The following is an 18274-nucleotide window of genomic DNA, read 5'->3' as shown; positions in this document are numbered from 1 at the left end:
AAAGTCTCCTCAAGAGGTTCGGGAACTGAGATACCGGCTGGCGTAGGAACTCCACGGCTGCCAGCCGCGTGCGGACGTCGTCAGGTCAATGCCCAGCTCGGCGGCGCCGCGGCGGACGGCTGGGTCGTTGGCCAACTGGACGTCGGGAGCGCCGAGCAGGCGCATCACGACGTAGTCGGCGGTGGCGGAATCGACGCCGGCCGAGAGCATTTCGGTGCGCAGATCGTCGGCGTCGCGGCCGACGTGCGGATCCAGGTCCCCGGCGGCTATCGCGGCGGCGACCGTCTTGACCAGCGGCTTTACGTCGGCCTCGGCGATGGCTGACGAAGTGGGGAAGAGAGTCGTCAGGGTGTCCATCGGCGGGTCGGCAGGCGGGACTGGTTCGCCGAGTTTGACGATGTCGGCCACGTCCTCGCCGAGCAGGGCGCGGAGCAGGACTTCCGGGCCGTCGACAGCACCGGGCACACGGATGCCCGGCGCGGCGGCGACCAGCGGGGCCAGGGCCGCGTCGGCGGAGAGCACGCGGGAGACGGCTTCCGGGTCGGCGTCGAGGTCCAACAGCCGTCGTACCCGGCTGACGGCGCTGCTCAGGTCACGCAGGTCGGAGAGCGCCAGGTCGCACTGCACATAGCCAGCGCGCGGGCTGACCCACACCGAGCCTGGGCCGTGAGGCAGCCGCAAGGTGCGACCGTAACCGTCGTCCGAGACGGCTTCGATGCCTGGCAGAGCCCGCGAAGAGTGGTAGTTCAGCACTCCCGCTGCGTCGAACGGTGCGCGGAACGGCAGGCGGAGGCTGAGCCGCGTCGCGCCGCTTGGTTCGTTGCGGTTTCCTCGCCGCAGGCTCGCTGCGCGCAGCTGAGATGGCGTCGTCGCGAACACTTCGCGGATCGTTTCGTTGAACTGCCGGATGCTGGAGAACCCGGCGGCGAATGCGACGTCGGTGAGCGGCAGCTGCGACATTTCGATCAACAACCGCGCGGAGTGAGCGCGATGCGCTCGGGCGAGGCGGATCGGGCCTGCACCCAGCTCGGCCGTCAGCACGCGTCCTAGCTGGCGTTCCGAGTAGCCGAGCTGACGGGCCAAGCCGGGCACGCCTTCGCGCTCGACCAGGCCGTCCGAGATCAACCGCATCGCGCGGGCGGCCAGGTCGGCGCGCACGTTCCAATCCGGCGAACCGGGGACCGCGTCCGGCAGGCAGCGGCGGCACGCACGGAAGCCGCCGGCCTGTGCGGCTGCCGAAGTGGGGTAGAAGCGGACGTTCTGTTCCTTCGGCGTGAGCGCCGGGCAGGACGGGCGGCAGTAGATGCCCGTGGTGCGCACCGCCATGATGAACTGGCCGTCGAACCGCTGGTCGCGGGCGGTCACCGCGCGGTAGCAGCGCTCGGTGTCGCGCCAGATCGGGATGGTCGAGGTAGCCATGCCGTCGATGATGCCAGCAGGTGAGAGCCCTGACTGGCGGAAAACCGACACGACGTTACCGGGTCGGCGGCGGCCTTCGCGCAGCACGTAGACTTACCGGTCGTGAGTCTCACCCTCGGTATCGTCGGCCTGCCCAACGTCGGCAAGTCCACCCTGTTCAACGCGCTGACCCGCAACGACGTGCTCGCCGCGAACTACCCGTTCGCCACGATCGAGCCCAACGTCGGCGTCGTGCCGCTGCCGGACCCGCGGCTGGACCAGCTGGCCGAGATCTTCTCCTCGGAGAAGACCGTGCCCGCCGTCGTGTCCTTTGTGGACATCGCGGGCATCGTGAAGGGCGCGTCCGAGGGCGCCGGGCTCGGCAACAAGTTCCTCGCCAACATCCGCGAGGCCAACGCGATCTGCCAGGTCATCCGCGTGTTCGACGACCCGGACGTGGTGCACGTCGACGGCCGGATCGACCCGATGTCCGACATCGAGACGATCAACACCGAGCTGATCATCGCCGACCTGCAGACGCTCGAAAAGGCCCTGCCGCGGCTGGAGAAAGAGGCGCGCACCAAGAAGGAAGCGCGGCCGGCGCTCGAAAACGCTCAGAAGGCCAAGGAAATCCTCGACTCCGGGCGCACGCTGTTCCAGGCGCAGAAGGACATCGACGGCGAGGCGCTGCGCGAGCTGAGCCTGCTCACCACGAAGCCGTTCCTGTACGTCTTCAACGCCGACGAGGCCGTGCTGACCGACGAGGCGCGCCGCGAGGAGCTGACGAAGCTCGTCGCCCCGGCGGACGCGGTGTTCCTCGACGCGAAGGTCGAGGCCGAGCTGCTGGAGCTGGACGACGAGGAGTCCGTGCGCGAACTGCTGGAGTCCGTCGGCCAGCTGGAGCCGGGCCTGAACGCGCTCGCTCGCGCCGGCTTCCACACGCTCGGCCTGCAGACGTACCTGACGGCTGGCCCGAAGGAATCCCGCGCCTGGACCATCCCGCAGGGCGCGACCGCCCCGCAGGCCGCGGGCGTCATCCACACGGACTTCGAGCGCGGCTTCATCAAGGCGGAGATCGTGTCGTTCGCGGACCTCGTCGACGCTGGTTCGATGGCGGCCGCGCGTTCGGCGGGCAAGGTCCGCATGGAGGGCAAGGACTACGTGATGGCGGACGGCGACGTGGTGGAGTTCCGCTTCAACGTCTGATCCCCAGCTTCGCTTCTTTCCTGGGAAGGATCCTTCCCAGGAAAGAACACGAACTGGTTCGGCTCGGTGCCGCGAGCGAGTGTGGAGGTCAGACCGGGGAAACGCCCCGGGCCTGACTGAGGAGGATTCATGGCCACCGTCGAGCACGTCAAGTTCCGCAACCGCGACATGCATGGGGACATCGCGGCGGACTTGCATTTCCCGCCAGACTTCGACGAAGCGAAGACCTATCCCGGGATCGTCGTCGCCCACCCGAGGCGTTGAAGCCGATCGTCCCCTTCTTCACCGACAAGCCCTGACCAGGGACCAGTGCCCGTAAGCTCTCCGCATGCCCGTGCTCTTCACCCCGTCCTTGCCCGATCGCGAGGACGGGGGACGCCTCGGCGGAGCGCCTCCGTTGGCCATCGAGAAGCACGCGCTCCTCGCGACTCACCGCTACCTGCTGACTGTCCCCGCAGCTCCGTGGTCCCCGGGCTGCGAGGTTTCAGTGTTGCTGCGCAACGGATTCGACATCGGCGACAGCGACCTCGAATACCCCGACATGGCGATGCGCGCTCTCGTGCACGCACCCTCGCCCCGAGGAGAACGAGCCGATCTGGGGTGGCCCGGGCTCCGCTCGGCGGCGCTTTCCGCGGCGGCCGAGGACACGATCGCGCTCGTGCAGTTCGGGGACGAGCCGGTGCTGATGCAGAACGAGCCCAGCTACGCCGACGCCGTGCGCGCCGACGGGCATCAGTTTCTCTTTCAGGTCAACGAAGAAGGCTGGCCGGTCGAGGGCGAACTCGAGGACGTGATCGACGAATACCTCTGGGGCTACGGGTCGGTCTACTTCTACGGCACTCCGGGAGCCGACGGAGTAGTACGCGAGGTCGTCGCGGGGTTCATCGATTACTAACCAGCCAGCCTCGGCAGGACGGTCCTGCCGAGGCCAGAGGTCAGAGGCCGAGGTTCAGCTCGGCGACGCTGGGAACGACCACGCCGTACAGATCCCCGATGGTCGCCAACGCGCTGTTGTGCAGCTGCTCAGCGCTGACCTCGCCGGCCGGAGTCGGCAACGGGCGGGTGGCGCAGGCGTCGGCGACGACGGTCGGGTGGTTGCCGCGCAGGAACGCGCCTTCGGTAGTGAACGTGACGCACATGTTGGTCATGAACCCGGCGATCACCACGTTCTTGTGCCCGGCCGCGTCGACCCGCGTGCCAAGGTCGGTGTTCACGAAGGAGTTCGGCGCGCCCTTCACGACGACCGGCTCGCCCTCGACCGGGGCGACGTCCGGGTGGATGCTGCCGATCTGGGCCCGGATGTCGTAGGGCGTGCCTTCGCCGCCGTCGTTGACCACGTGGATCACCTTCGTTCCGGCGGCGCGGGCCTTGGCTAGCAAATGCCGAGCCGCGGTCAGCGCCGGTTGCCAGCCGTCCAGTTCCATCACGCCGCGGGTGTAGGTGTTCTGGTAGTCGACCATGATCAGCGTCGCGTCGGCCAGCGTCGCCGGGGTCTGGTCGAGCCCGTTCAGTTCCCGCAGCGTTTTCCTTGCCATGTTCGGGTTTCCTCTCTTTTCGGTTTCCGCACGATCGACGCTAGGCTCGACCCTGGATGTCGGCAATGACATGCAACGCGCAGAAACCGACATGGGGGGGTGTGATGGAGAGGCTGCTGGTCGTCGTCCTGTTCGATCGGATCGACCTGCTCGACGTGACCGGGCCCGCTGAGGTGTTTTCCTTGCTGCAGCGGGAAATGGACCGTCCGGCGGGCTACCGGGTGGTGCTCGCGGCCGAGACGCTGGAGCCGGTGACGACCTCCGCCGGGGTGCGCGTCTTGCCGGACGTGACCTTCGCGGACCTGTCGGGGAAGGCGATCGACACCCTGATCGTGCCCGGCGCGGTGACGACGGGGGAGAACGGGGAGATCGTCGCGCAATGCGACCCGGCGGTGGTCGAGGAGGTCAGGCGGCTGGCCGGGCAGACGCGGCGGGTGGCGTCCGTCTGCGTCGGCGCGCACATCCTCGCGGCGGCCGGGCTGCTCGAAGGCAAACGCGCCACGACGCACTGGTCGACCGCGCGCCAGCTCGCCGAGGAGCATCCGGAGGTGACGGTCGACGCCGACCCGATCTTCATCCGCGACGGCAGTGTGTGGACCGGAGCCGGGTTGAGTGCGTGCCTCGATCTCGCGTTGGCGCTGGTGGCCGACGATTGCGGTCCGGAGCTGGCCTCGCGGGTGGCTCGCCAGCTCGTGATGTTCCTGCGACGGCCGGGTGGGCAGAGCCAGTTCAGCGTGTCGCTGGAGCCTGCGTCCGCTACCCGGCGCGTCGACGAGCTGCGGCACTACATCGCCGCGCACTTGGCGGATCCGTTGACAGTCGCCGATCTCGCCGCGCACGCCCACGTCACGGATCGGCAGATCACGCGGGTGTTCAAGGCGGAGCTGGGGATGACGCCCGCCGCCTACGTCGAGCACGCTCGGGTCGAGGCGGCCCGGCATCGGCTGGAGACTACTGACGAAACGTTGTCGCGGATTGCCGGAGCTTGCGGATTCGGCACTGTTTCGACACTGAACCGCTCTTTTCGGAGGACCTTGAACACGACGCCCAGCGAGTACCGGGAGCGGTTCCGGATCGGTTAGCCGGAGGGGAATATTCCTTGCGGCACACCATTTCCCCGTCCGAATAGGTCCCCGGCATTCCGCTACGATCGCCCCCTCATTCGGCGAGGGGGTTTGAATGGCGAGAGATCCGATGGCGCCGCCGTGGACCTATCGCGACGACGTGCTGAGCTACACCTGCCACCTGGCGGCGTTGATGGCGGGCGACGCCGATCTCAGCCAGGTCGAGGAAGTGCTCGCGCCGTTTCCGGGGCGGAACGTGGCCGGGGAGCGGTTCTGGGCGACCGGGGCGGTCGTGGTCTCGGACTTCCGGGCGATCGGGGACGGAAGCTGGAGCGTGTCGACGCCGATGGTGTTCGGGACGGGAGCGCTCGGCGTCGGGCTCGTGGCGGGTTCCCTGGTGGGCGGGGCGATCGCCAAGTCACGAGCACGGCAGGCGGCGGCCGCGGCCGCAGTCCCGCGCTGGGTGCCGATCGCGCACGGCGCGCTTTACCTGAGCGAGTACGGATTCCATCTCCACACGCCGCAGGTGAACGCGTGGCACTGGGCGGGCATCACCGGTGCGGAGATGGTCGCCCCGGGCGTCGTGCACGTGACGGGGAACGGCAAAAGCGGCCCGGTGTCCTGGCTGATCCAGTCGGAGTGGGCCGAGTTGCTGTTCGTGACGTGGGCGAACGCGGTGCATCCCCGGCATCCGCAGCTCGTCACCGGGCAGTGGCTGCCGCCGGGGTGGGTCGAGCACGCGAACTGGCACCGGGGAACCGCGACGGGAGCTTTGCCGCCCAGTGATGGCTGAGGACCGTTTTGGGCGCGATTCGTCGTTATGCTCGACACTGGAACGTCCCAGGGGAGGGGTGTCGCCGAAGATCGTCGTGCAGGTGAAGTCCGAAGCAGGCGCGGTGGGGGCTCCCGGTCGTGCAGCAGCTGCAGGGAGCGATCTCCACGCACTCCGCTGACCACGGGCTCCTGGTGGCGTGGGGTGGCATCACGCGCGAGGCCACGCGCTACCTGTCGACCCAGCGGTTCACCATCCGGGTCTGGGATTCGAAGGATCTCCTCGACGAACTGTTCGCCCGCTACGAGCGGCTGCCCGAGAGCATTCGCCGGGACGTGCCGCTCAAGCGGGTCTGGACGTTCGCCGAGGAAACCGGCTGACGCTCAGCCGAGCAGGCCGAGCACCACCATCGACAGGAGGACGACAGCGGTCGAGAACACCGCGACCCACGTGCGCTGTGCGGCGGTGAGCTGGGCGGAAGTGCTGTTCATGGCGGGTCCTAGCGGGGCGAGTGCCGACGATTCCGCTGGAATAGCGCCTTGATCTAGCTCACTGTTACCGCTTGTGATCAAGGTCACGCCGGGTGCGCGCGGTGTGCCACAGCACCCCTCCCGCAGCGGCCACCATCAGGCCGAACGAACCCATTCCCACCACGAGTGCCTGGACCATCCCGGCCTCCTTCCTTCGCGTCTGTCCGGGAAACGCGCGAGGGGGCCGGTCATGTTGCCATCGTTGCCGACATCACACCTGGTCAGCGGGCCGCCAGCACCTCGTCGATCTGCCTGGCCAGTGCGAAGTCGCGTTCGGTCAGCCCGCCCAGATAGTGGGTGCTGAGGCGGAAGGTCAGCGTCCGCCAGCGGATGTCGATGTCGGGATGATGGTCGGCTTCCTCGGCGAGTTCGGCCACCCGGTCCACCACCTCGATCGCGGCCGGGAAGGCCGGGAGTTCGACCTCGCGCACGATGGTGTCGTCCTCGCGCCGCCACTCCGGAACGGCACTGAGGGCCTGGTCCACTGCCGAGTCGTTCAATAGCTGCGTCATCACTCCATGGTGTCGGCTACGCTGCGGCATTGCCACGGGAGTCCGGTACGCCGGGCTGAGAGGCGGGCCTTCCACCCGCGACCGTTAGCACCTGGATCCGGATCATGCCGGCGTAGGGAGGCCGTATCGCTCTCCCTCATCCGGCGCAGTGCAGGAGGGGAAGAATGATGTCGCGGACCGTCCGCACGGTGGCAGGACTCGCCATGGTCTCGGTGCTCGCCAGCGCTTGTTCGCTGTCCGGCGGCGACTCCGGCGGGTCGTCCGCGAGCTCGGACCAGCAGACCCCGACCGTCACGCTGGTCACGCACGATTCGTTCGCCGCCCCGCAGGACGTGCTCGACGCCTTCCAGCGCCAGTCCGGGATCAAGCTCAAGATCCTCAAGTCCGGCGACGCGGGCGCGCTCACCAACAAGCTCGTGCTCACCAAGGGCAGCCCGATCGGCGACGTCGCGTATGGCGTCGACAACACCTTCGCCTCGCGTGCGCTCAGCGAGGGCGTCTTCCAGCCCTACACCAGCCCGGAGGCGGACCGCGGCCCGCAGCGTTACTCCGTCGACCCGCAGCACCGGCTGGCGGCGGTCGACCTCGGCGACGTCTGCGTGAACATCGACCCGGCCTACTTCGCGAGCAAGGGCCTTCCGGAGCCGAAGACCTACGACGACCTCGCCGACCCCAAGTACAAGGACCTGACGGTCGCGGAAAGCCCGGCCACCGCGTCGCCGGGCCTGGCCTTCCTGCTCGGCACGGTCGCGAAGTTCGGCGAGAACGGCTGGCAGGGCTACTGGCAGAAGCTGAAGGACAACGGCCTCAAGACCGTCAGCGGCTGGGAGGAGGCCTACACCAAGGACTTCTCCGGCTCGTCGGGCAAGGGCCCGCGGCCGATCGTCGTGTCCTACGCCTCGTCCCCGGCCGCTGAGCTCGGCGAGGACGGCAAACCGCGCACCAAGGCGCTGCTCGACACCTGTTTCCGCCAGGTCGAGTACGCGGGCGTGCTCACCAACGGCAAGCAGATCCCGCAGGCGCAGAAGGTCGTCGACTTCCTGTTGTCGCAGCAGTTCCAGACGACGGTCGCGGCGAACATGTACGTCTACCCGGCGCGCCAAGGTGTCGAGCTGCCCGCCGGCTGGGCCACCGCGGCGCCGCAGCCGCAGACGCCGGCCACCATGCCCGCGGACAAGGTGCAGGCGGGCCGGGAGAAGTGGATCGGGGAATGGCGCTCGCTCATGGGCGCGTGATCCCCGCGCGCACCATCGGGCTCACGCTGCTCGGCCTGCTGCCGGTCGCGTTCCTGGTGGTGTTCTTCGCCTGGCCGGTCGTCGCGATCGTCGGCCGGGGGTTTTCCGCGGGCGGCGTCGACACCGTGCTCGGCGACCCGCAGACGTGGCGGCTCGCCGGGTTCACGCTGGCCAGCGCGGCCGCGTCGACCGTGGTCGCGGTGCTCGCCGGGCTGCCGGTGGCCTATCTCCTGGCGAGGGTTCGGCTGCCGGGGGTCGGACTCGCGCGGACGATCGTGCTGGTTCCGTTCGTGCTGCCGACGGTGGTCGTCGGCCTGGCTTTCCGCGCGATCTGGCCGGACGGCGGCGTGCTGCCGCTCGTGCTGGCGAACGCGTTCTTCAACGTCGCAGTCGTCGCGCGCACGGTCGCCGGGTTGTGGGCGCACCTCGATCCGCGAGCGACCGAGGCGGCGCGTGCGCTCGGTGCGTCGCCGTGGCGGGCGTTCCGGTCGGTGACTTTGCCTGCGCTCGGCCCGGCTGTGGCGTCCGCGGCGGCGGTGGTGTTTCTGTTCTGCGCCACCAGTTTCGGCGTGGTGCTGATCCTTGGCGGCGGTAGCTACCGGACGCTGGAGACGGAGATTTACCTCCGGACCGTCGACCTGCTGGACCTCTCCGGCGCGGCTGCGTTGTCGTTGATCCAGTTCGCGGCTGTCGTCGCCGCGCTGGTGCTGGGCGCCGTGGCACGACGGAAGCGGGAAAACGCGGTGAAGCTGCGGTCCGCGCAGGTCACGGCGCGTCGGCCGCGAGGCGGAGAGTGGTGGACGGTCGGTGCCGCGATCGCCGTGCTTGGTCTGTTGCTGACGCCGATCGTCTCGCTGCTCGTCGAGTCGGTGTCCACTTCGGACGGATGGAGTCTCGCCGGGTATCGGGCGCTGAACACCGTGGGACAGAACGGCGCGCTGCAGGTGTCCGGCTGGATCGCGGCGCAGAATTCGCTCGCCGCGGCCACCGACGCGACGCTGCTGGCGATGGCCGTCGGCCTGGTCGCGAGTGTCGTGCTGGTGGCGCTTCGCCGTTCGCCAGGCGGGCTCGCGCGCGGGATGGGCGAAACCATGGACGTCGCGTTGATGCTGCCGCTCGGAGTCTCCGCGGTGACCGTCGGCTTCGGCTATCTCGTGACCCTCGACGCGCTGCCCGGCGACCTGCGGACGTCGCCGCTGCTCGTGCCGTTCGCCCAGGCGCTGGTGATCATGCCGCTGGTGGTGCGGATGATCCTGCCGGTGCTGCGCGCGGTCGACGTCCGGCTGCGCCAGGCCGCCGCGACGCTCGGCGCGAGTCCGGCCCGGGTGTGGCGGGAGATCGACTTTCCGCTGGTCGCGCGGTCGGTGGTGGCCGCGGCGGGCTTCGGGTACGTCGTCGCGCTCGGAGAATTCGGCGCGACCAGTTTCCTCGCCCGGCCGGACGCGCCGACGCTGCCGGTGGCGGTCGCGACGCTGATCAGCAGGCCGGGGGAGCTGAACAACCAGATGGCGTACTCCGCGTGCGCCCTGCTCATGGTGGTGACTGTGGTGGCGGTGGCGCTGATCGACCGGTTCGGCTCGGTCCGCGGCCGCAGCACAGTCGGGGAGTTCTGATGGCGCTCACGGTAAGGGATCTGACGGTCCACTATGGATCGTTCGCCGCGGTCCGCGACGCGAAGCTGGACATCGCCGACGGCGAGGTGCTCGCGTTGCTGGGACCGTCCGGTTCGGGCAAGTCGACGCTGCTGCGCGCGATCACCGGGCTGGAGCCGGTGTCGTCCGGTTCGGTTTCGTGGGACGGTGCCGACCTCGCCGCGGTGCCGGTGCACAAGCGCGAATTCGGTCTGGTTTTCCAGGACGGACAGCTGTTTCCGCACCGTGACGTCGCCGCGAATATCGCGTTCGGCCTGCGGATGCACGGCGTGCCCCGAGACCGCCACGCGACGCGCGTCAAGGAGTTGCTGAAGCTGGTCGGCCTGGAAGGGTACGAGCGGCGGCGGGTGACGGAGCTGTCCGGCGGGCAGGCGCAGCGGGTCGCGCTGGCTCGCGCGCTGGCTCCGGAGCCGCGCTTGCTGCTGCTGGACGAGCCACTGTCCGGATTGGACGCTGGACTGCGGGAGCAGCTGGCTATCGATCTGGCGGATCTGTTGCGGCGCAGCAAGATCACCGCGCTGCTGGTGACGCATGATCAGGAGGAAGCGTTCACGCTCGCCGATCGCGTCGCCGTGCTCGACGCTGGGGAAATCCGGCAGGAGGGCGCGGTCCGGTCGGTGTGGAACCGGCCGGTGGACGAAGACGTGGCGCGATTCCTTGGTGTCACTACGTTCCTGGACGGCACCGCGGCCGATGGCGTGGTGCGGACCGAGTTGGGCACTGTCGAACTCTCGGGAGTGGACGACGGCCCGGTGCGGCTCGGATTGCGCCCGCACGGTTTGAAAGTGTCAGCCGAAGGCGTGCCCGGCGAGGTAACCGCCGCGGTGCACCGGCGGGAGCACCTGCGCCTGGTCGTCCGGTGCGGCGAGTCCACTGTGGACGCTATCGCCCCGGCCGGAGCGGATTTCCGGGCAGGCGATCCCGTCCGGCTCGCACCGGATCCGGACGGGATCGCCGTGGTGGGCTGAACCCCCAGGTCAGCCGTCCCGGGTGACGAGGCGCGCGTAGGCGAGCGAAAGCCCGACCACGATGTAGCAGGCCGCGCGGACCGCGCCCTCGCCGATCATCGACAACGTCATCGGATCTTGCAGGACCGAAGCGGGGGCCAGCGTCCAGTTCCGGGTGAGCAGGAACGGATGCAGCCACTTCAGCGAGGTCAGGAAGCCGAGGATGGTGAAGACGATGTTCATGGCCAGCACCGAGGCGACCACGAGCATCGGGTGTTCGGTCCAGCTCGACACCGCCAGCGCGATCGCGCCGACCGCCCACAGCTGCAGCACGATCCAGCCGCCGACGAGCAGGATCCGCAGCAGCGCCTCGCCGAGCGACAGCGTGGTGCCCGACAGCGTGAACAGCGAGTCCGTGCCGTTGATGATCAACCCGGTGGCCACCCCGGTCACGCACATCGCGAGTACCGCGACCACGGACACCGTCGCGACGCCGAACGCCTTGACCGTCAGCAGCCGTCCCCGGCTGACCGGCGCGATGAGCCAGCCGCGCAGCGTGCCGTGTGCGGCCTCGCCGGCGATCGCGTCCGCGCCCGCCATCGCGGAGGCGAGCGGCAGCAGCAGCGTGAGCGTCATGACCATCGCGGCGATCGGCAGTACGAACGCGTTGTTCACCGCCGACACCAGGAGCGCGCCGCCACTGTCGTCCGGTGCGTCGCTCCCGGAGTTCTGGCCGACCAGGGTGAGGCCGATCCCGACCACGATCGGCACCAGCGCCAGCAGTCCCAGCACGGCGAGCGTGCGCGGCCTGCGGAAGATCCAGCGCAGTTCCGCGGCGATCAGCCGGAACAACGGCACCGTGTCGTGCCCGGTCCGGCTCACCGGCACCGAAACAGCCATGGCGGTCATGCGTCCCCCTCGGATTCTTCGCCTGCCGCCGATTCCCCTTCGGTCAGCCGCGCGAACAGGTCCTCCAGCCCGGTCCGCGCCCGGGTCGCCTCGTGCACCTCGACCCCCGCTTGCACGAGCACCTGCAGCACTCGCGGCGCGGGCGTCGCGGTGAGGTCGGCGCGGATGCCGTCCGGTGTCAGCCGGGCCCCGATCCGGTGCTCCCGCAACGTTTCCACCGCCTGCTCGGCGTCCGGAGTGCGGACCAGCAGCGCGGCGTTCCCCGATTCGAGCAGGTCGGCCAGTTCCCCCTGGGCGACCACCGTTCCGGACTGCAGCACCGCCACGTGCGTGCAGGTCGCTTCGACCTCGGCGAGCAGATGCGAGGACACCACCACGGTCACGCCGTCGGAGTGCAGATCGGCGATGATACGGCGGATCTCCCTGGTACCCGCCGGATCGAGGCCGTTGGTGGGTTCGTCGAGCACGACCATCCGGCGCGGCACCAGCAGCGCGCTGGCCAAGCCGAGCCGTTGTTTCATGCCGAGCGAATAGCCCTTGTACCGGCGGCGCGCGGCGGCCGACAGCCCGACCCGGTCCAGCGCGGCGTCGACCGCGCCGGGGATCGCGGACGAGGCCAGCCGCGGTTCGGCGGCGGCGAACCGCAGCAGGTTGTCGCGGCCGGAGAGGAACGGGTGGAAGCCCGGCCCCTCGACCAGCGCGCCGACGTCCGGCAGCGCGTGCGCGGATTCCTCCGGCATTTTCCGGCCGAGCAGTTCGACCTCGCCCGCCGTCGGGCGGACGAGCCCGAGCAGCATCCGGATCGTGGTCGTCTTGCCCGAACCGTTGGGCCCGAGCATGCCGAGCACGGCGCCCTCGGGCACGTCCAGGTCCACGTGGTCCACCGCGACCGTGCTGCGGTAGACCTTGCGCAACCCTCGGGTGCGCGCGGCCAGCGGGACCGCCGGGGCGGGCACCTCGTCCGAGATGCCCGCCCCGGTTTCGACCGCGGTGCTGGTCACTTGGCGCCCAGCGCTTCGTAGAGCACCTGCTCCGGGACCGCGCCGGCGGCGAACCGGCCGTCGTCGGTCAGTACCGCGCCGCCCACCTTGGTGGTGAAGAGGTAACCGCTGCCCCACGGGCCGTTGACCCGCTTGGCGAACCGGCTCAGCATCTTCTGCGCGTCCGCGCTCTTTTCCTCGCCCTGTGCCTGCTTCGGCTTCATCAGGTCCGCGGGCACCTTGCCGGTGACGACGGTGTCCCAGCCGTCGCCGACGAGCTTCGTCGCCTGCATGGCCTCGTTCGCGAGCGCCTTGTCGCGCTCGTCGATCTTGGCCTGCTTCTCGGTCACCTTCGCGCCCTTGGGCGGGGTGAAGGCGAACAGATCGGCCGACTGGTCGGCGAATTCGATCTTGCTGAACGCCAGTTCCAGCGCAGGTGCGGTGGTTCCGTTGCTCAGCACCGAAAGCCGCAGCGGCATCCGGGTCTGCGAGTCGATCGCGACGCGGATCTCGCGCAGCAGCGTGCGTTCGGTCGGCTTCGGAGTGAGGACCAGTTCGTACGCGGGCCGGTCGGCGACCGTGGCCGTGCCGTCGACCGCGACGTTGCTGCTTTCGCGCACCTTGGCGAGCAGTTCCTTGGCCGCGGTGGACGGGTCGGCCGTCTTGCCGTCGACCGGGTTGTGCTTGGTCGCCACGTCCCCCGGGATGGTGGTCTTCGTCGCGCTGTTGGTCTTGGAGTCGTAGTCCCACACGGTGTTGCCGCTGTGGACGATCGTCTCCTGCGCCTGCCCCTTGGTGAGCGACACCTTCGTCTTGCCGGTGCCGTCGCTGAACACCTGTGCCGAGTCGACGCCCAGCGCGCTCGCCCCCGGGACCGCGCCCGTCGCCATCTTCGGCAGGCCGAGGTCGTTGCTCACCGTCACCGTGCCGTCGAACGGCGCGGGCTTCGCGGTGACCACCGACTGGACCAGTTCCTCCGCGCTGACCTGAGGCAGCTTCGGCGCGTCCCCCGCCGAGGCAGGCATCGCCACGACGACCAGTCCGCCCACGCCGAGCGCGGTGCCGACGACGGCCGCTGTGATGGCCTTCTTCTTCGGATCCATCTCGTCTCTCCCTGTGTTCCCGGGCTCTGGTGGGCCCGGCTCCCGGTGCAGACGTTCCCCTGCCGACGCTGAGATACCACTGAATGTTCGGCCCGCTCAGCTGAGATGGCACTGAGAGTACGCGCGTCAGCTGCGCGAACCGGTCATGATGAGGATCGTGAAACCTCGGGTGCTGGTGGTCGACGACGAACCTGGTGTGCGCAAGGCGCTGCAGCGCGGCCTGCGCGCGGAGGACATGGACGTGGTCACCGCCGCGGACGGGCCGACCGGGCTGCAGCTCGCGCGGACCGGTTCGTTCGACGTAGTGCTGCTGGACATCATGCTGCCCGGTTTGTCCGGCTACCGCGTGCTGGAACGGCTGCGCGCGGAGAACGTGACGACGCCGGTGCTGCTGGTGTCCGCGAAGGACGGTGAGATCGACCAGGCCGACGGTCTCGACCTCGGCGCGGACGGCTACCTCGTGAAGCCGTTCTCGTTCGTGGTGCTGGTCGCTCAGGTGCGGGCGGTGCTGCGGCGCGCCGGGCCGGACGCGTCGCGCGGCGCGCTGAAACTCGGTGCGCTGGAGGTCGACCGGGCGCTGCGGCAGGTGCGCTGGAACGGTCAGGACGTGCCGCTGAGCCCGCGCGAGTTCGGTTTGCTGGAGGTCCTCGTCGGCCGTGCGGGCACAGTGGTGACGAAGGACGAGTTGCTGCGCGCGGTCTGGGGCGAGGAGCAGGCTGTCACACGGAATCTTGTTGAGGTGTATGTGGGTTACGTGCGGCGCAAGCTCGACGCGGTCGGCGCGGGCTCGATCCTGCGGACGGTGCGCGGGCACGGCTATCTCGCCTCCGACGACCAGCTCGACGAGGTCAGGTGACCGGCTTGCCGTCGTCGTGGTGGGGCCGCCGTTCGCTGCAGGTCCGGATCACCGTGCTGGCCTCGGCGATCACCCTCGGCTGTCTGCTCGGCCTCGCCGCGCTGGCCGCGCGCAACCTCGACCCGCTGCTCACCGATTCGGTCGACAAGGAGCTGGCCGCCGCGCTCGTCCCGGCGGCCGGTGCGGTCTCCGCCGGGACGCCGCTGGCCGTGGCGGACCCGGTTTCGGTGCGAGTGCTGGACATTTCCGGGGACCCGACGGACGGCCAGGCGCGGCCGAAGCTGACCGGCCATGAGATCTCGCAGCTCAAGGCGGGTTTGCCGGTGCAGTCCGACGGATCGCGCTGGCGCGGCCAGGTGGTCAGCACGCCGAACGGCAGCCAGCGGCTGGTCGTCGCCGGGGCCGGGCTGGTCGGGTTCGCCGCCGCGGTGCATTACGGCGGGCTGTGGCTGGTCGTGGTCGCGCTGGTCGGCGCGCTGGTGGCGGGGCTGGCGACCTGGCTGGTGGTGCGGCTCGCGCTGCGGCCGGTGGCGCGGATGCGCGGGCTGGTGCGCGCGCTGCCGCCCGGTTCCCGGCTGCCGCTGCCGACGTCGCACGACGAAATGCGCGCGCTGGCCGAGGAATTCAACGCGCTGCTCGAACGCCAGGAAGAGGTCAGCCAGCGGCTGCGCCGGTTCACCGGCGACGCGGCGCACGAACTGCGTTCGCCGGTCGCGTCGATCCGGGTGCAGGCCGAGGTGGCGGTGACGAATCCTGATCCGGAGCTGGCGCAGGAGACGCTCTCGGACATCCTCGAGGAATCTGAACGGCTGTCCGGCCTGCTCGACGGCCTGCTCGCGCTCGCTCGTTCCGATGCGGGCGAAGTGCCGCCCGCGGAGCCGGTCGAAGTGGTCTCCGAGGTCCGCGCGGCCGTGCGCCGGCTGCCGTCCGGGACGCCGGACACGCGGGTGAGCAGCGCGGTGGCGCAGGCCTGGGCGTCGGCCGCGCACCAGGAGGTCGAGCTGGTGCTGGACAACCTGCTGCGCAACGCCTGCCGGTACGCGTCCGGGCAGATCGTCGTGTCCGTGCTGGCTTCGCGGTCGAAGGTGCGGGTCGTGGTGGACGACGACGGCCCTGGCATCGCGCCCGAGCACCGGAGCAAGGTGTTCGACCGATTCTACCGGGTGTCCGACGACCGGGCGCGGTCCTCCGGCGGAACCGGGCTGGGCCTGGCGATGGTCGCCGAAACGGTGCGCCGCCGAGGGGGCGGGGTGCGGGTCGGCGAGTCCCCGGACGGCGGCGCGCGGTTCGAGGTCACCTGGCGGGCGGGGGCGGACCGGTGAATCCGGTGGGGGAGACTGAGCGCATGGACGCGGTCATCGTCGGGGCGGCACTGGTGCGCGACGGCAAGCTTCTTGCCCAGCAACGAGCCTGGCCGCCGCATCACGCGGGGCAGTGGGAACTGCCGGGCGGGCGCGTCGAGGAGGGCGAGACCGAAGCCTTCGCGCTGGCCAGGGAATGCCACGAGGAACTGGACGTGGCGGTCACCGTCGGCGACCGGGTCGGCCCGGAAATCCCGCTGCCGGGCGGAAAAGTGCTGCGCGTGTATTCCGCCGCGCTGGTTTCCCCCGGCGACGAGCCGCGCGCGGTGGAGCACACCGCGCTGCGCTGGGTCGGGCACGACGAACTGGATGATGTGGACTGGCTCCCGGCGGACCGGGACCTGCTGCCCGCGCTGCACGACCTCGTGAGTGCTGCTCACGGTTAGAACCGCGACCAGCACTCACGAGACCCCTTCAAGCAGCCCCGACCATCCGCAACGCCGCCGACACCCGGTGCGAACTGCGGTCGATCGCCCTTTCCGCGCCCGCCTTGCGAACCCGCTCCAGCTCGGCGACGTCGTCCAGCAGCGCCCGCGTGCCCTCCCGGACCGGACGCAACTCCTCGATCACCGCGTCGGCGACAGCGTCCTTGAGCACGCCGTACGAGGGGTACTTCTCGGCCAGCTCCGCCGGGTCGCCGCCCGCACAGGCCGCCAGGATGTCGAGCAGATTCGAGATCCCCGGCCGGTTTTCCGGGTCGTACGCCGGAACCGAATCCCCGTCTGTACGCGCCTTCCGGATCTTGCGCCGAATCTGGTCCGGCTCGTCGAGCACGAACACCACGCCCGCGGAATCCTGCGCGGACTTGGACATCTTCCGCGTCGGCTCGGCCAGGTCCTTCACCCGCGCACCGGCAGGAGGAAGTGTCGCCTCCGGAACGACGAACACCTCGCCGTAGGTGGAGTTGAACCGCCGGGCCAGCGTGCGCGCCAGTTCGACGTGCTGCCGCTGATCCTCGCCGACCGGCACCTCGTCCGCGCCCTGCAACAGGATGTCTGCCGCCATCAGCACCGGATAGGTGAGCAAACTGAGCCGCACCCCGGCCTGGCCCTTGGATTTCTCCTTGAACTGGATCATCCGCGCCGCCTCGCCGTAGGAGCAGGTGCACTCCAGAACCCAGGTCAACGCCCCCAGCTCCCGGGCAAGATCGGACTGCACGAACACCCGCTCCGGCGCGATCCCCGCGGCCACCAGCACCGCGAGTTGTTCAGTCGCCAGCGAACGCAGCTTCGCCGGATTGTGCGCGGTAGTCATCGCATGCAGGTCGGACACGAAATACAGATCGTCCGGCCCGCCCTCAGCCGCCCAGCGACGCAACGCGCCGAGGTGGTTGCCGAGCTGGACGTGACCGGACGGGGTGATGCCGGACAGCTGAACCATGGGTTTTCCTCTCCGAGGATGTTCGGACCCCGGGAGCGGACACAAAAAAGGCCGCCCACCGGGGCGGCCTTCGCTGGTTTTTCAGCGCAGAGCTTCAGGGCCGCCGACCGGCGGCCACCACTGGGAGCTCTGGAAACGCATGCGGCGAGCCTAGCACCGGACTACGGTTCGAACCATGTTCGTCGTCGTGCTCACGTACATCGTTCCGCTAGAGGAAATCGACCGCGCCCTGCCCGCGCACAACGAATGGCTAACGAAGCAGTACGAAGACGGCCACTTCCTGGCCTCGGGAGGTCAAAAACCCCGAACCGGCGGCGTGGTGATCACCCGCCCCATGGACCGCGCACAACTGGACGCGATCCTGGCCACCGACCCCTTCGCGGTCGCCAAGCTGGCCACCTACGAAATCATCCAGTTCCAGCCCACCCGCACGGCCCCGGAACTGAACCTGGTGAATGAACTCCTGGACAACTAAGGGAGGTCCGTGAAGGGCTCCTTCCCGGACTTAGATTCCCTCAAGGGGCCCTTCACGGCCCGCTCCGTCACCGCACGACCGCCCCCCAATGTGGCATTGGGTGCGTCAGATGCCCCCAATGTGGCGTTCGGTGCGTCCCATGCACCCAATGCCACATTGGGGCGCTAGCCCCGACCCCTCACCCAACCGTCACCCGCGAACCCACCCCGCCCACGCACCCAAGCCGTGCGCCCCACCCGCTCAACCGCAGCCCGCGCACACAAACTCACCAGCGCAGCCACTCCCGGCCCTGCACCCCGATACGAAGCCTTCCCTGCGGTTCGGGGGTGGTTGTCAAGGCATCTTTCCCGCCTTGACAA

19 protein-coding genes, 1 pseudogene and 1 riboswitch are annotated in these 18274 nt (G+C 69.5%); of the genes and pseudogenes, 13 read left to right on the top strand and 7 right to left on the bottom strand.

Annotated elements, in window-relative coordinates; genetic code table 11:
- Window positions 1–9: 9 nt before the first annotated feature.
- Window positions 10–1419, bottom strand: coding sequence for a DNA-3-methyladenine glycosylase 2 family protein (locus tag ACWGIC_RS17690; protein WP_452077003.1), 1410 nt, complete (start codon window positions 1417–1419; stop codon window positions 10–12).
- A gap of 102 nt (window positions 1420–1521) precedes the next feature.
- Between ACWGIC_RS17690 and ychF the strand changes: the two genes are divergently transcribed.
- From ychF to ACWGIC_RS17675, 3 genes are all read left to right on the top strand, one after another.
- Window positions 1522–2604, top strand: coding sequence for a redox-regulated ATPase YchF (gene ychF / locus ACWGIC_RS17685; protein WP_452077002.1), 1083 nt, complete (start codon window positions 1522–1524; stop codon window positions 2602–2604).
- Between the two features lie 129 nt (window positions 2605–2733).
- Window positions 2734–2868 (top strand): hypothetical protein, encoded by a 135-nt coding sequence (locus ACWGIC_RS17680; protein WP_452077001.1) that lies wholly within the window; start codon window positions 2734–2736, stop codon window positions 2866–2868.
- Between the two features lie 64 nt (window positions 2869–2932).
- Window positions 2933–3499, top strand: coding sequence for a hypothetical protein (locus tag ACWGIC_RS17675; protein WP_452077000.1), 567 nt, complete (start codon window positions 2933–2935; stop codon window positions 3497–3499).
- Between the two features lie 40 nt (window positions 3500–3539).
- Here ACWGIC_RS17675 and ACWGIC_RS17670 read toward each other — a convergent pair whose 3' ends face one another.
- Window positions 3540–4139: a cysteine hydrolase family protein gene (locus ACWGIC_RS17670; protein WP_452076999.1), complete on the bottom strand. Its 600-nt coding sequence runs from the start codon at window positions 4137–4139 to the stop codon at window positions 3540–3542.
- 104 nt (window positions 4140–4243) lie between these two features.
- On the opposite strand from ACWGIC_RS17670, the gene ACWGIC_RS17665 reads away from it, so the two are divergent.
- The 3 genes and pseudogenes from ACWGIC_RS17665 to ACWGIC_RS17655 form a co-directional block, all read left to right on the top strand.
- The gene (locus tag ACWGIC_RS17665; RefSeq protein WP_452076998.1) at window positions 4244–5221 is read left to right on the top strand and encodes a GlxA family transcriptional regulator; all 978 of its coding nucleotides are present in this window, start codon (window positions 4244–4246) and stop codon (window positions 5219–5221) included.
- A 97-nt stretch (window positions 5222–5318) separates the two neighbouring features.
- Entirely contained in the window at window positions 5319–5996 is a 678-nt protein-coding gene (locus tag ACWGIC_RS17660) for a hypothetical protein (protein WP_452076997.1), read from the top strand.
- 110 nt (window positions 5997–6106) lie between these two features.
- A pseudogene (locus tag ACWGIC_RS17655) lies at window positions 6107–6355 on the top strand (restriction endonuclease); the annotation flags it as partial.
- Window positions 6356–6726: 371 nt separating this feature from the next.
- Here ACWGIC_RS17655 and ACWGIC_RS17650 read toward each other — a convergent pair.
- Window positions 6727–7017, bottom strand: a complete 291-nt coding sequence (locus tag ACWGIC_RS17650; RefSeq protein ID WP_452076996.1) for a 4a-hydroxytetrahydrobiopterin dehydratase — start codon at window positions 7015–7017, stop codon at window positions 6727–6729.
- A 24-nt stretch (window positions 7018–7041) separates the two neighbouring features.
- Window positions 7042–7153: riboswitch (TPP riboswitch) on the top strand.
- Between the two features lie 31 nt (window positions 7154–7184).
- Between ACWGIC_RS17650 and ACWGIC_RS17645 the strand changes: the two genes are divergently transcribed.
- Genes ACWGIC_RS17645 through ACWGIC_RS17635 form a run of 3 tightly spaced genes read left to right on the top strand, consistent with a single transcriptional unit; the run spans window position 7185 to window position 10872 of the window.
- Window positions 7185–8252, top strand: coding sequence for a thiamine ABC transporter substrate-binding protein (locus ACWGIC_RS17645; protein WP_452077070.1), 1068 nt, complete (start codon window positions 7185–7187; stop codon window positions 8250–8252).
- Window positions 8228–9865, top strand: coding sequence for an ABC transporter permease (locus ACWGIC_RS17640; protein WP_452076995.1), 1638 nt, complete (start codon window positions 8228–8230; stop codon window positions 9863–9865). The genes ACWGIC_RS17645 and ACWGIC_RS17640 overlap by 25 nt, the downstream gene beginning before the upstream one ends.
- On the top strand, window positions 9865–10872 hold the full coding sequence (locus ACWGIC_RS17635; protein ID WP_452076994.1) for an ABC transporter ATP-binding protein: 1008 nt from the start codon (window positions 9865–9867) through the stop codon (window positions 10870–10872). Before ACWGIC_RS17640 ends, ACWGIC_RS17635 begins: the two co-directional genes overlap by 1 nt.
- 9 nt (window positions 10873–10881) lie before the next feature.
- On the opposite strand, the gene ACWGIC_RS17630 is transcribed toward ACWGIC_RS17635, so the two are convergent.
- Genes ACWGIC_RS17630 through ACWGIC_RS17620 form a run of 3 tightly spaced genes read right to left on the bottom strand, consistent with a single transcriptional unit; the run spans window position 10882 to window position 13843 of the window.
- Window positions 10882–11760 (bottom strand): ABC transporter permease, encoded by an 879-nt coding sequence (locus tag ACWGIC_RS17630; RefSeq protein ID WP_452076993.1) that lies wholly within the window; start codon window positions 11758–11760, stop codon window positions 10882–10884.
- A complete protein-coding gene (locus tag ACWGIC_RS17625) occupies window positions 11757–12761 on the bottom strand; it encodes an ABC transporter ATP-binding protein (RefSeq protein WP_452076992.1) in 1005 nt (334 codons plus the stop codon). Before ACWGIC_RS17625 ends, ACWGIC_RS17630 begins: the two co-directional genes overlap by 4 nt.
- A complete protein-coding gene (locus ACWGIC_RS17620) occupies window positions 12758–13843 on the bottom strand; it encodes a LolA family protein (protein WP_452076991.1) in 1086 nt (361 codons plus the stop codon). Before ACWGIC_RS17620 ends, ACWGIC_RS17625 begins: the two co-directional genes overlap by 4 nt.
- A gap of 145 nt (window positions 13844–13988) precedes the next feature.
- Between ACWGIC_RS17620 and ACWGIC_RS17615 the strand changes: the two genes are divergently transcribed.
- The 3 genes from ACWGIC_RS17615 to ACWGIC_RS17605 are packed head-to-tail and all read left to right on the top strand — an operon-like array spanning window position 13989 to window position 16446.
- On the top strand, window positions 13989–14699 hold the full coding sequence (locus ACWGIC_RS17615) for a response regulator transcription factor (protein WP_452076990.1): 711 nt from the start codon (window positions 13989–13991) through the stop codon (window positions 14697–14699).
- Window positions 14696–16021, top strand: coding sequence for a sensor histidine kinase (locus ACWGIC_RS17610; protein WP_452076989.1), 1326 nt, complete (start codon window positions 14696–14698; stop codon window positions 16019–16021). Before ACWGIC_RS17615 ends, ACWGIC_RS17610 begins: the two co-directional genes overlap by 4 nt.
- 23 nt (window positions 16022–16044) lie before the next feature.
- On the top strand, window positions 16045–16446 hold the full coding sequence (locus ACWGIC_RS17605; RefSeq protein WP_452076988.1) for a (deoxy)nucleoside triphosphate pyrophosphohydrolase: 402 nt from the start codon (window positions 16045–16047) through the stop codon (window positions 16444–16446).
- Between the two features lie 28 nt (window positions 16447–16474).
- Here ACWGIC_RS17605 and trpS read toward each other — a convergent pair whose 3' ends face one another.
- Window positions 16475–17440: a tryptophan--tRNA ligase gene (gene trpS / locus ACWGIC_RS17600; RefSeq protein WP_452076987.1), complete on the bottom strand. Its 966-nt coding sequence runs from the start codon at window positions 17438–17440 to the stop codon at window positions 16475–16477.
- Between the two features lie 175 nt (window positions 17441–17615).
- On the opposite strand from trpS, the gene ACWGIC_RS17595 reads away from it, so the two are divergent.
- On the top strand, window positions 17616–17915 hold the full coding sequence (locus ACWGIC_RS17595; protein WP_452076986.1) for a YciI family protein: 300 nt from the start codon (window positions 17616–17618) through the stop codon (window positions 17913–17915).
- The last annotated feature ends 359 nt before the right edge of the window (window positions 17916–18274 follow it).

It is taken from the genome of Amycolatopsis sp. NPDC054798 (assembly GCF_053611505.1).
Note: the sequence above shows the minus strand (reverse complement) of the source record. Positions and strands in the feature narration are given on the sequence as shown.